Genomic DNA, 12,009 nt, shown 5'->3' with positions numbered 1-12,009 from the left:
GCGAAGCCTGTGGGCTACCGATGGCGCGGCAGGCCGTCAAGGAGGTGCGACCAAGGCAGGATTGAATTGCGACGCGCCATAAGCCAAATAAGGACCATGGGCAATGCAACTATGAGAACTGCCAAATTCTCGATCGGACAGGTGGTCCGCCACCGCCTGTTTCCGTTTCGCGGCATCATTTTCGATGTCGATCCGCAGTTCGCCAACACCGAGGAGTGGTATCAGGCGATACCGGCCGAGGTGCGGCCGCGCAAGGACCAGCCCTTCTATCACCTGCTGGCCGAGAATTCGGAAACCGACTACATCGCCTATGTTTCCGAGCAGAACCTGCTCGAAGACGTCTCAGGCGAGCCGGTTCGCCATCCGCAATTGCGGGAGCTGTTCCTGAAGACACCGGACGGGCATTACGAGCCCAAATACCAGATCCGCCACTAGGCACCGTGCGTTCATTCGGACGCAAAACCCCACCGCCTTTTTGAAGCGATGGGGGTTTTGTTTGACGAGCCTCCGGCTCAGTCTTCTTTCTTCAGCGGCGCGACGCGCAGGGACAGTTCGCGAAGCTGCTGCGGCGTCGCCGGGGCCGGAGCGCTCATCAGCAGGTCATAGGCCTGCTGGTTCATCGGGAACATGGTCACTTCGCGCAGGTTCTTCGCCCCGACCAGCAGCATGATGACACGGTCGATGCCGGCCGCCATGCCGCCATGCGGCGGCGCTCCGTACTGGAAGGCACGGTAGAGGCCGCCGAAGCGATCCTCGACCGTCTGGCGGTCCAGCCCGACGATCTCGAACGCCTTGACCATGGTCTCGGGCAGATGGTTGCGGATGCCACCCGACGCGATCTCGAAGCCGTTGCAGACCATATCGTACTGGAACGCCTTGATGGTGAGCGGATCTTCGCCATTGAGCGCCTCGATGCCGCCCTGCGGCATGGAGAACGGGTTGTGGCCGAAATCGACGCGCTTCTCGTCCTCGTTCCATTCATAGAACGGGAAATCGACGATCCAGCACAATTCGAAGCGGTCGCGGTCGACGAGGTTCAGTTCCTCACCGGCGCGGGTGCGCGCGGCACCGGCAAAGGCGACGAATTTCTTCGGGTCACCGGCCACGAAGAAGGCGGCGTCGCCATCTTCCAGGCCGAGTTGCCGGCGAACGGCGTCGGTGCGCTCCTCGCCGATATTCTTGGCGATGGGGCCGGCGCCTTCGAGCTTGTCGCCTTCCTTGCGCCAGAAGATGTAGCCGAGGCCGGGCTGGCCCTCGCCCTGCGCCCAGGAATTCATGCGGTCGCAGAAGGCCCGGGAGCCGCCGGTTTTGGCCGGAATGGCCCAGACTTCGGCCTTGGGATCGTTGGCGAGGATGTTCGCGAACACCTTGAAGCCCGAGCCCCGGAAATGCTCGGACACGTCCTGCATCTCGATCGGGTTGCGCAGATCCGGCTTGTCGGAGCCGTATTTGCGCATCGCCACGTCATAGGGAATGCGCGGAAAGGCCTGCGTCACCGGCTTGCCGTCGGCGAAGGTCTCGAACACGCCGCGCATCACCGGCTCCATGGTCGCCAGCACATCGTCCTGCTCGACGAAGCTCATTTCGAGATCGAGCTGGTAGAACTCGCCCGGCAGGCGGTCGGCGCGCGGGTCCTCGTCGCGGAAACAGGGCGCGATCTGGAAATAGCGGTCGAAGCCCGACACCATGATGAGCTGCTTGTACTGCTGCGGCGCCTGCGGCAGCGCGTAGAAGGTACCGGGATGAATGCGCGACGGCACCAGGAAGTCACGCGCGCCTTCCGGCGAGGATGCGGTGAGGATCGGCGTCGAATATTCGGTGAAACCCGCCTCGCCCATGCGCTTGCGCATCTCGGCGATGATTTTGGTGCGCATGACGATGTTCTTGTGCAGCGTCTCGCGGCGCAGATCGAGGAAGCGGTATTTGAGGCGGATGTCCTCCGGGTAATCCGGCTCGCCGAACACTGGCAGCGGCAGCTCCTTGGCGGCCGACAGCACTTCTATCTCGTGTGCGAAAATCTCGATCTCGCCCGTTGCCAGGTTCGGGTTCACGGCCTCGGGCAGGCGCGCCTTGACCTCGCCGTCGACGCGGATCACCCACTCGCCGCGCACCGTCTCCGCCGTCTTGAAGGCGGGAGAATCGGGATCGGCGACGATCTGGGTCATGCCGTAGTGGTCGCGCAGGTCGATGAACAGCAGGCCGCCGTGATCGCGCACGCGATGCACCCAGCCCGAAAGACGAATGGAGGAGCCGATATCGGCTTTTCTCAACTGAGCGCAGGTGTGGCTCCGGTAACGATGCATCGCCTGATTTTCCGCTTAACTTGGTTCGATTGGGCCGAAGCACTTGCCCGACCTGAAAATTGGCGCGAAAAGCGCATGGGTGGTCTCCTTTGTCAAGGCAAGAGGGGCCTGAACCGGCTCGCGGGCAGCATGCAGCGCCTTCCATTTGGCGTTAGCCGACTTGACGCGCCCGGCCGCGGCTGGAATTGAGAAGCAACTTTGGTCCGAAAAGCGATTTGATGAACGTCATTACCACACAGGGTGAACTCGAGAGCGCCATAGAAACACTCGAGCAATCGGACTTCGTGACCGTCGACACGGAGTTCATTCGCGAAACCACCTTCTGGCCGGTGCTGTGCCTGATCCAGATGGCCGCACCCGGCTTCACCGCGCTTGTCGATCCGCTGGCGCCGGGGCTCGACCTGAAGCCGTTCTTCAGGCTGATGGCGAACGAGAAGGTGGTCAAGGTCTTCCATGCCGCAAGGCAGGACATCGAAATCATCGTCCATCAGGGCGATCTGGTGCCGCATCCGATCTTCGACACGCAGGTGGCGGCCATGGTGTGCGGCTTCGGCGACGCCGTCTCCTACGACCAGCTCGTGCAGAAGGTGACCGGCGTGCGGCTCGACAAGTCGTCCCGCTTCACCGACTGGCGCTATCGGCCGCTTTCCGAGCGGCAACTGGAATATGCGCTGGCCGATGTCACCCACCTCATCGATGTCTACAAGCACCTGACGGCTGAACTCGAGCGCGAAGGGCGCGCCCATTGGCTCAATGAGGAAATGCAGGTTCTGACCTCGCGCCAGACCTACGATCCCCATCCCGACGACGCCTGGAAGCGGCTGAAGCTCAGGATACGCAAGCCGCAGGAACTGGCCGTGCTGAAGTCGGTCGCCGCATGGCGCGAGCGCGAGGCCCGCGAACGCGACGTCCCGCGTGGACGCATCCTCAAGGACGACGCGATCTACGAGATCGCGCAGCAGGCCCCGAAAGACGCCGATGCGCTGGGCCGGCTGCGCAGCATTCCCAAGGGGTGGGAGCGGTCTTCCACGGCCGCCGCCCTGCTCGGCGCCGTCAACGATGCGCTGTCCGTTCCCAAGGAAGACCTGCCCAAGCTGCCGCGCCCGCACCAGCCGCCGGAAGGGTCCAACGCCGCGGCAGAGCTGCTGAAGGTGCTGTTGCGCATCGTGGCGGAAAAGGAAGGCGTTGCCGCCAAGGTGCTCGCCTCCAGCGACGACATCGACCGTATCGCCGCCGAGGGCGAAGACGCAGATGTGCCCGCCCTGCAAGGCTGGCGGCGCGCCGTTTTCGGTGACAAGGCGCTGCGCCTCGTGCGCGGCGAGATCGCCATCAAGTTCGACAAACGCCGGATCGCGCTGTTCGAGGTGAACGCCTGACTTCCGTCAGGCGAGCCCGGCCAGATGCAGGGCGAAGCAGCCCCACATCAGGACCAGCACCAGGAAACCGGCCCCGAAAATCATGCCCCGAAGCGGCGGGCGATTGCTGGTGACATGCTCGAAGGCATGCACATAACGCAGCGCCACGAACAGCCACGCCAGGATCACGGCAATCCATGACACGCCGGCCGTCACGTAAAGCGCCAGGCACACGACATGGAAGAGAACCGGCAGCTCGAACTGGTTCATGATGTTGTTCGAAACCGTGGCGCTGATTTCCGGCTCGCCGTTGGAGCGCAGCTTCCACTGGCTCGGGCGAACCTTTCCGGACTGGACAGCCTGCCGGCGGCGCAGGCCGAGCAGCGCGTAAAGCGCCGCGACCAGCACGAAATGCGCCACCATGGGCCACAGCATCGCGGTCGGGTTCATGCAGTCTCCTTCATGATCGCCGACCGCAACTGGCTACTATGCCTCAGACAGAACCCGGATAGTTGGGGCTCTCGCGGGTAATGGTCACGTTGTGGGCATGGCTTTCGCGCAGGCCGGCATTCGAGATGCGCACGAAGGTAGCGCGTTCACGGAATTCGGCAAGATCGCGGCCGCCCACATAGCCCATGGAGGCCTTGAGGCCACCTGCGAGCTGATGCAGCACGCCGGCGACCGGCCCCTTGTAGGGCACCTGCCCCTCGATGCCTTCGGGCACCAGCTTCAGCGTGTCGCGCACCTCGGCCTGGAAATAGCGGTCGGCCGAGCCGCGCGCCATGGCGCCTACCGAACCCATGCCGCGATAGGCCTTGAAGGAGCGGCCCTGATGCAGATAGACCTCGCCGGGGCTTTCCTCCGTGCCGGCCAGCAGCGAACCGACCATGGCGGCCGTCGCGCCGGCAGCCAGCGCCTTGGCGAGATCGCCGGAGAACTTGATGCCGCCATCCGCGATGATCGAGACTCCTGCCTTCTGCCCGACCTCGACGGCGGCCATGATTGCCGAGAGCTGCGGCACGCCGACGCCCGCCACGATGCGGGTCGTGCAGATCGAGCCCGGCCCGATGCCGACCTTCACCGCGTCAGCGCCCGCGTCGATGAGTGCCTGGGTGCCGTCGGCGGTGGCCACGTTGCCGGCCATGATGCGCACTTCATTGGACAATTTCTTGGCGCGGGTAACCGCGTCCAGCACCCGCTGCGAGTGGCCGTGGGCGGTATCGATGACCAGAAGGTCGACACCGGCATCGATCAGGCGTTCGGCGCGCTCGAACCCGTCATCGCCGACGCTGGTGGCCGCCGCCACGCGCAACCTGCCCTGCGCATCCTTGGAAGCATTGGGGTTGAGCTGCGACTTCTCGATATCCTTGACCGTGATCAGCCCGACGCAGATGCCCTTGTTGTCGATCACCACCAGCTTTTCGATACGGTTCTGGTGGAGAAGCCGCTTGGCCTCGTCCTGGTCGACATTCTCCTTGACGGTGATGAGGTTCTCGCGCGTCATCAATTCATAGACGCGCTGGCCGGGATCGGAGGCAAAGCGCACGTCGCGGTTGGTGAGAATGCCGACCAGCCGTCCGGCCGTGTGGCCGCCGGTGCCGCCGTTCTCCACCACCGGAATGCCGGAAATGCCATGGGCGCTCATCAGTGCCAGCGCATCCGCCAGCGTCGCATCCGGGCCGATGGTGACCGGGTTGATGACCATGCCGGACTCGAACTTCTTGACCTGCCGAACCTGCTCGGCCTGTTCGACCGGCGTCAGGTTGCGGTGAATGACGCCGATGCCGCCGGCCTGCGCCATGGCGATGGCCAGCCGCGACTCCGTAACCGTATCCATCGCGGCGGAAAGAATGGGCAAATTCAAGTCGATATCGCCGGCAATTCGCGTCGAGATATCAACTTCGCCGGGCATCACTTCGGAATGACCCGGCTGAAGCAGCACGTCGTCAAAGGTGAGCGCCAACGCGCCGGTGGACGTTTCGATGATTTTTGCCATGGCCATTTCCCGGAATGCGTGAAAGGCGCGGAACCCGCATGGACCACGCCGACTCGACTTTTCCCTTTCAGGAATGACGCTGGCTGCTAACACGTCTTCCGGCCGATGGAAAGCAGGACTGGCGCAGATGATTCGTTTCTACCCGTGCCGGATCGTGGAAATGTGACGCGAAATTAACGCGACAGGGCGGGTCCGTCATGTTAACCGACCTCCCCAACGACCGACTCCGGCCGGCCAGGTTGCATCTTTCGCATTCGGATCGACCCCCGTGAACCGTATCATCCCGCTCATCCTCGCGGTCGCCCTGTTCATGGAAAACATGGATTCGACGGTGATCGCCACCTCGCTGCCGGCGATCGCGGCCGATATTCAGACAAGCCCGATCGCGCTGAAGCTGGCGCTGACCGCCTATCTGGCATCGTTGGCGATCTTCATCCCCATCAGCGGCTGGATGGCCGACCGCTTCGGCGCCAAGAACGTATTCCGGGCGGCGATCGCGGTGTTCGTCGCCGGCTCCATCGCCTGCGCCCTTTCCGGCTCACTCGGCGCCTTCGTCGTCTCGCGCGCCTTGCAGGGCATCGGCGGCGCGATGATGACGCCGGTCGGCCGATTGCTGTTGGTCCGCTCCACGCCCAAGAGCGATCTGGTAGCAGCCATGTCGTGGCTGACGGTGCCGGCCCTCGTCGGTCCGCTCATCGGCCCGCCCGTGGGCGGCTTCATCACCACCTATTTCTCCTGGCACTGGATTTTCCTCATCAACGTGCCCATCGGCCTGGTCGGCATCGCGTTGGCGACCCGCTTCCTTCCCGGTACCGAGAAAATACAGACGCCGCCGCTGGATATGGTCGGCTTCGTGCTCAGCGGCGTGGCCGCCTCGGGGGTGATCCTCGGCCTGTCGGTGATTTCGCTGCCGGTACTGCCACCGGCTGCCGGTTTCATCACCATCGCGGTCGGCAGCATTTGCGGCGTGCTCTATCTCATCCATGCGCGGCGCGCCGCCAATCCGCTGCTGGCGCTCGATCTGCTCAGCAACCCCGTGTTCCGCGCGGCGGTGATCGGCGGCGGCATGTTCCGCATCGGCATCGGCGCTGTGCCGTTCCTGTTGCCGTTGATGTTCCAGCTTGCCTTCGGCCTGACGCCCTTCCAGTCGGGTATGATCACCTTCGTCACAGCAATCGGGGCCATAGGCATGAAATTCATGGCTACCCGGGTATTCCGCCGGTTCGGTTTCCGCCCCGTGCTCATCAGCGGCTCGCTGATCGCCGCCGGCACCATCGCCGTCAACGGCTTCTTCACCCCGCAGACGCCCTACATCGTCATGATCGCCATAATCCTCGTGGGTGGCTTCATCCGCTCGATGTTCTTCACAGGCATCAATGCGCTCGCCTATGCCGAGATCACGCCGCAAGACATCAGCAAGGCGACGCCGATCGTCGCCGTCGCGCAGCAGCTCAACATCGCGCTCGGCGTGGCCTTGGCCGGCGGCATCCTCGAAGTGCTGGCCAGTCGCCATCTCGGACCGCCGACGCTCTCCGATTTCCACACCGCCTTCTTCCTGGTGGCGCTGGTGTCGGCGACCGCTGCGATCTGGTTCATCCGATTGGCGCCCGATGCCGGCAATTCGGTGTCCGGCCACAAGAGGGTCGTCGCCAACGGCACCGGGACAGCCGCCTCGACCGGTCGCTGAAGCTTTTCAGTTCTCCTGCGACCTGCCGCGAAAGTCCTTGGCAAGCAGATAAAGCTCCACCGACTCGTCGCGCGAAGCCGGCGGCTTGACGTGATGCACCGTGCGGAAGTTCCTTTTCAGCGCATCGAGCAGCGCGGCTTCGGTGCCGCCCTGGAACGTCTTGGTCAGGAAATGGCCGCCGGGCCGCAGCACGGACATGGCGAAATCGGCCGCCACCTCGCACAGATGCATGGTGCGCAGATGGTCGGTGCGCCGGTGCCCCGTGGTGGGCGCCGCCATGTCGGACAGCACCACATCCGGCTCCCCGCCCAATGCCTCGACCAACCGGGCCGGCGCATCGTCGTCGAGAAAATCCATCTGCAGGATGGAAGCGCCGGGCACGGCATCCATCTCCAGATAATCGATGCCGACGACGCTGGGAGCCTTGTCGTCCGATTTCACGCGCGCGGCCGCCACCTGGCACCAGCCGCCCGGCGCCGCGCCCAGATCGATGATGCGCATGCCTGGCTTGAGCAGCTTGTGCTTGTCGTCGATCTCGATCAGCTTGTAGGCGGCGCGGGAGCGATAGCCGTCCGCCTTGGAACGCTGCACATAGGGGTCGTTCATGTGCCGCTCGAGCCAGCGGCGCGACGATTCCTTCAGGCCGCTCTTCTTCTTGATCTTCGTGCGCAGCACCCGGGAAGCGCCCGCCCCCGGCTTTTCCGGTTTTCTCGTCATCGCCTCGCCCCGTCGCGTCGCGTGTGGCGCCACACGCCGGCATCCGCCATCAGTTCGCTCAATATGCCCTCGCGCAGGCCTCTGTCGGCCACGCGCAGTCTCTGCGAAGGCCATACTGCCCGGATCGCCTCCAATATCGCGCAACCGGCCAGCACCAGATCCGCCCGGTCGGCACCGATGCAGGGATTGGCGACGCGCCGCTGGAAATCCCAGCCGAGCAGTTTCTCGATCATGCGGTCGACGCTGTCGCGGTCCATCCACAGCCCGTCCACCCGGCGCCGGTCGTAGCGCGGCAGGTCGAGATGCACGCCTGCCAGCGTGGTGACGGTGCCGGAGGTGCCAAGCAGATGGAAGCCGGGGCTTTCCAGCACATGGTCGAGCCGGTCCCTGCCCTCGAAGGACGAAAGCCTTTCGGCCACGTCATCGACCATGGCGGCGAAGGAGTCCGGCGTGACGACGCGGCCGCCGAAACGCTCGGCCAGCGAAACGACGCCGACCGGCAGCGAGGTCCACGACACGATATGATTGGCGAGCCGCTGTGAGCGCCGCCCGCGGCTGAGGTCGATCAATGCGATCTCCGACGAGCCGCCACCGATGTCGAACAGCACGACGCCCTGCGTTTCCCGCTCCACCAGCGACCCGCAGCCGGAAACGGCGAGACGGGCCTCGGTCTGGCGGTCGATGATCTCCAGCTTCAGCCCGGCTTCGCGCTCCACCCTTTCCAGGAATTCGGCGCCGTTTTCGGCCGAGCGGCAGGCTTCCGTGGCGATGAGGCGCGCGCGCCGGACATTGCGGCTGCGCAGCTTGTCGCCGCAGACCTTGAGCGCTTCCACGGCCCTGTCCATGGCCGCATCGGCCAGACGGCCGCTCGCTGTCAGCCCCTCGCCGAGGCGCACGATGCGCGAGAAGGCATCGATGACACGGAACTGGCCGTAGCGGGTCGGGATGGCGACGAGCAGGCGGCAATTGTTGGTGCCGAGATCGAGCGCGGCAAAGATCGGCAGGTCGTCCGAGGCCCTGCGCGCCACGTTTCCATTGGGAGATTGCCTGGCTTGCCCGGTCCGCTCGCGCTCCTGCCGAATCGATGGCTGCCGGCTGGTGTCCGCCTGCGGGCCCTTCGGCGGCTGGGAAACCTTTTCCGGCTGCGGTGGCTGCGACCCGGCCTGTCCGTCACGCACATAAACCTTGCGTCCGCGACGGCGCTTGCGGCGTTTCCTGGGCTTTCCGTTGTGGGCTGCGGGTCCTGCCTGTCCCGTAGCGGACAGGTCTGCCGGGGCGCCGTTATGACGGCCACCACCACGGGCAGCAGACGCTCCACCAAGCGCTGCCGAATCCCCGGACCCGCCAACCCCCGGCGCATCTGCGCCGGCGTCGCGGTCTTTCACGGTCGTTCCTTCCGGCACCGCGCGAACCGATAGACCGGACGCTGCAGGCGCTCACATTTCAAGTTGAGGAAAGATTAGCAGCGGTGCCCGCTTTCACCAAGAGCAAAGCGGCAAAAGAATCCCCCGAATGCATTTTGTCGGCGGCGAAAGGTTGAAGCCGCCACATTGATGAGGCATTCCTGAATTTCGGATTCTCCGGGGGGCCGGCGACCGCACGTCCCTGTCAACCCACTTCGTGGAGGTACTCGCCGCGCATGACAGGTCGCGCATGAACTGGAAACGCTATTTCTGGCCTGCCGTCGGCATGGCCGCCGTCGCCTTCTCGGCCTGGCTCCTGCTCGATGAACTGCGCGGCATCTCCCTCGACGATGTTTGGGACAGCCTTGTCGCTATACCTCCCGGCCGCTGGGCTCTTTCCGCACTTTGCGCCGTTGTGGCCTATGGCGCGCTGGCCGGCTACGATCACATCGCCCTCCTGCATATCGGCAAGCGGGTGTCGTGGCCGTTCGTCACCCTGTGCTCCTTCACCACCTATGCCTTGTCGCACAATATCGGCGGCTCGGTGTTCTCGGGCGCGGTGATCCGCTACCGCGCCTATGTCACCAAGGGGCTGACTGGACACGAAGTCGGCGTGCTGGTCGCCATCTGCTGGTTCACCTTCGTGCTGTCGACCATAGCGGTGGCCGCTGTGGTGCTGATTCTGGTGCCGGGGCTGCTGGACCGCTTTTCGAGCATCGGTTTTCGGGAATTCTCCAGCGCCACCGGCATTATCCTGCTCGTGCCCATCTTTGCCTATGTTTTCGGCTCGTGGCTGCATTTGCGGCCGCTGCGAATCGGCTCTTTCCAAATTCACTATCCTCGTCTGCCCATCGTCGCACGCCAGCTCATCATCGGGCCGCTGGAACTGTTCGCAGCCGGGGCGATCATCTATTTCGCGCTGCCGGCTGCGGGCAATCCTGGCTATCTGGTGGTGCTCGGCGTGTTCCTGGTCTCCTTCTCCGTCGCGCAGATCTCCCATGCGCCCGGCGGCCTGGGCGTGCTGGAAGTGGTGTTCCTGGCCGGATTGCCGGATATGGAGCCGGTGGACGTGCTGGCCGCCCTGCTCGTCTTCCGCCTGTTCTACCTGATCGTGCCGCTGGTGATCAGCCTCGGCGTGGTCTTGCTCTTCGAACGCGCGCAACTGCGCCGCAGCGACATCTGAATCCACAATCCTGCAATTGAAATCACGGGCGGGGTTGACTAATTCAATGCGGCGATTAAAACGCAGCCACTTGCCGGGCGCGCCCTACCGCCGCGCTTCGCAAGGGATCGAAAGAGCCCTTGCCGCAGGCATACAGGCATCGCATCCGATGCGTTGCTGGGGAATAGGTTAACGGTAGACCCGCGGACTCTGACTCCGTTAGTCCTGGTTCGAATCCAGGTTCCCCAGCCAAACTCGTCTACCAGAATATCCGAGATTTAAACGGCTCGTCAGGCCGCCTGCTCTTTTACCGGAAGTTCGACTTCCGCGAAGGCATCGCGCAGCACCTGAGGATCGGCCCCCGGCTGCATCGCTTCGGTGGAGAGGACTTGCCGCCAGCGCCGTGCTCCGGGCAGGCCGTGGAACAGGCCGACCATGTGCCGGGTGATGTGCCCCAGCCGCCCGCCTTGGGCGATGTGGCGAGCCGCATAGTCGCTCATGGTTTCGATCAGGGTCTCGAAATCGAACGCGTCGGCAGGTTTGCCGTCCAGCAGGATATCGACGCCGATGAGGATGCCGGGTGTGTGATATGCGGCGCGGCCGAGCATGACCCCATCCACCGATTTCAGGTGGTTTTCCGATTCATACAGAGTCTGAATACCGCCATTTATCCCTATGAAACGGCTGCCGTTTTTCTGCTTGAGCCGATAGACGCGATCATAGTCGAGGGGCGGAATGTCCCGATTTTCCTTAGGACTCAGGCCCTTCAGCCAGGCCTTGCGGGCATGCACCCAAAGTCCGTCGACGCCTGCCGCGAACACCTTGTCCGACAGGTCGTCCAGCGCTGTTTCGGGGTCCTGGTCATCGATGCCGATCCGGCACTTGACGGTCACGGGGATCGTCACAGCGGCTTTCATGGCGGCGACGCAATCAGCCACGAGTTGCGGGGTTTGCATCAGGCAGGCACCAAAGGTGCCGCTCTGAACCCGGTCCGAGGGGCAGCCGACATTGAGGTTGATCTCGTCATACCCGAAATCGGCACCGATACGCGCTGCGTCGGCCAGTTTTTGCGGGTCGGAGCCGCCTAGCTGCAAGGCGACCGGATGTTCCGCCGCATCGAAGCCGAGCAAACGGTCTCGCGCACCATGGATGACGGCATCGGCGACCACCATCTCGGTGTAGAGCAAGGCTTTTCGCGAAAGCTGGCGATGGAGGAAACGGCAATGCCGGTCCGTCCAGTCCATCATGGGGGCGACAGACACCGTCGGCCGCCCGTCTGCGGCGTGGTAGTCAAGCCTTGGTTCTGCGTGCGGTTTTGCCACGTCTTTTCGTCTGTCCTGTTGCCGTGATCGCCAGCCCTATATGGGGTGTGCATAGCGTCGTGCG

10 protein-coding genes and 1 tRNA gene are annotated in these 12,009 nt (G+C 64.0%); 5 read left to right on the top strand and 6 right to left on the bottom strand.

Annotated elements, in window-relative coordinates:
- The first annotated feature begins 111 nt into the window (after positions 1-111).
- Complete coding sequence (hspQ, locus tag ABID37_RS02435) at positions 112-435, top strand: heat shock protein HspQ (RefSeq protein ID WP_354192405.1); 324 nt, start codon at positions 112-114, stop codon at positions 433-435.
- 77 nt (positions 436-512) lie between these two features.
- Here hspQ and aspS read toward each other — a convergent pair whose 3' ends face one another.
- Positions 513-2,303, bottom strand: a complete 1,791-nt coding sequence (gene aspS / locus ABID37_RS02430; RefSeq protein WP_354192404.1) for an aspartate--tRNA ligase — start codon at positions 2,301-2,303, stop codon at positions 513-515.
- Positions 2,304-2,521: 218 nt separating this feature from the next.
- On the opposite strand from aspS, the gene rnd reads away from it, so the two are divergent.
- Positions 2,522-3,679, top strand: coding sequence for a ribonuclease D (gene rnd, locus ABID37_RS02425; protein WP_354192402.1), 1,158 nt, complete (start codon positions 2,522-2,524; stop codon positions 3,677-3,679).
- A gap of 6 nt (positions 3,680-3,685) precedes the next feature.
- Here rnd and ABID37_RS02420 read toward each other — a convergent pair whose 3' ends face one another.
- Together ABID37_RS02420 and guaB are read right to left on the bottom strand one after the other, a co-directional pair.
- Entirely contained in the window at positions 3,686-4,108 is a 423-nt protein-coding gene (locus tag ABID37_RS02420; protein WP_354192401.1) for an MAPEG family protein, read from the bottom strand.
- A gap of 43 nt (positions 4,109-4,151) precedes the next feature.
- Positions 4,152-5,654: an IMP dehydrogenase gene (gene guaB, locus ABID37_RS02415; protein ID WP_354192400.1), complete on the bottom strand. Its 1,503-nt coding sequence runs from the start codon at positions 5,652-5,654 to the stop codon at positions 4,152-4,154.
- 268 nt (positions 5,655-5,922) lie between these two features.
- On the opposite strand from guaB, the gene ABID37_RS02410 reads away from it, so the two are divergent.
- Complete coding sequence (locus ABID37_RS02410; protein ID WP_354192399.1) at positions 5,923-7,341, top strand: MFS transporter; 1,419 nt, start codon at positions 5,923-5,925, stop codon at positions 7,339-7,341.
- Between the two features lie 6 nt (positions 7,342-7,347).
- On the opposite strand, the gene ABID37_RS02405 is transcribed toward ABID37_RS02410, so the two are convergent.
- Together ABID37_RS02405 and ABID37_RS02400 are read right to left on the bottom strand one after the other, a co-directional pair.
- Positions 7,348-8,058 (bottom strand): RlmE family RNA methyltransferase, encoded by a 711-nt coding sequence (locus ABID37_RS02405; RefSeq protein ID WP_354192397.1) that lies wholly within the window; start codon positions 8,056-8,058, stop codon positions 7,348-7,350.
- On the bottom strand, positions 8,055-9,461 hold the full coding sequence (locus ABID37_RS02400; protein ID WP_435521522.1) for a Ppx/GppA phosphatase family protein: 1,407 nt from the start codon (positions 9,459-9,461) through the stop codon (positions 8,055-8,057). Before ABID37_RS02400 ends, ABID37_RS02405 begins: the two co-directional genes overlap by 4 nt.
- Positions 9,462-9,711: 250 nt before the next feature.
- Between ABID37_RS02400 and ABID37_RS02395 the strand changes: the two genes are divergently transcribed.
- Together ABID37_RS02395 and ABID37_RS02390 are read left to right on the top strand one after the other, a co-directional pair.
- Complete coding sequence (locus ABID37_RS02395; protein WP_354192394.1) at positions 9,712-10,644, top strand: lysylphosphatidylglycerol synthase domain-containing protein; 933 nt, start codon at positions 9,712-9,714, stop codon at positions 10,642-10,644.
- Positions 10,645-10,801: 157 nt separating this feature from the next.
- A tRNA-Gln gene (locus tag ABID37_RS02390) sits at positions 10,802-10,875 on the top strand.
- Positions 10,876-10,913: 38 nt separating this feature from the next.
- On the opposite strand, the gene dusA is transcribed toward ABID37_RS02390, so the two are convergent.
- Positions 10,914-11,945: a tRNA dihydrouridine(20/20a) synthase DusA gene (gene dusA / locus ABID37_RS02385; RefSeq protein WP_354192393.1), complete on the bottom strand. Its 1,032-nt coding sequence runs from the start codon at positions 11,943-11,945 to the stop codon at positions 10,914-10,916.
- Between the last annotated feature and the right edge of the window lie 64 nt (positions 11,946-12,009).

It is taken from the genome of Aquamicrobium terrae (assembly GCF_040545735.1).
In the GTDB taxonomy this organism is placed as follows: domain Bacteria; phylum Pseudomonadota; class Alphaproteobacteria; order Rhizobiales; family Rhizobiaceae; genus Mesorhizobium; species Mesorhizobium terrae_A.
The sequence above is the reverse complement of the archived record's forward strand: the minus strand, read 5'-3'. Positions and strand labels throughout refer to the sequence as shown.

What these genes read in the sequence shown, in the direction of transcription:
- ABID37_RS02420 (WP_354192401.1), bottom strand. Translation starts at nt 4,108, where the DNA reads ATGAACCCGACCGCGATGCTGTGGCCCATGGTGGCGCATTTCGTGCTG.
- hspQ (WP_354192405.1), top strand. Translation starts at nt 112, where the DNA reads ATGAGAACTGCCAAATTCTCGATCGGACAGGTGGTCCGCCACCGCCTG.
- rnd (WP_354192402.1), top strand. Translation starts at nt 2,522, where the DNA reads ATGAACGTCATTACCACACAGGGTGAACTCGAGAGCGCCATAGAAACA.
- ABID37_RS02405 (WP_354192397.1), bottom strand. Translation starts at nt 8,058, where the DNA reads ATGACGAGAAAACCGGAAAAGCCGGGGGCGGGCGCTTCCCGGGTGCTG.
- ABID37_RS02395 (WP_354192394.1), top strand. Translation starts at nt 9,712, where the DNA reads ATGAACTGGAAACGCTATTTCTGGCCTGCCGTCGGCATGGCCGCCGTC.
- aspS (WP_354192404.1), bottom strand. Translation starts at nt 2,303, where the DNA reads ATGCATCGTTACCGGAGCCACACCTGCGCTCAGTTGAGAAAAGCCGAT.
- guaB (WP_354192400.1), bottom strand. Translation starts at nt 5,654, where the DNA reads ATGGCAAAAATCATCGAAACGTCCACCGGCGCGTTGGCGCTCACCTTT.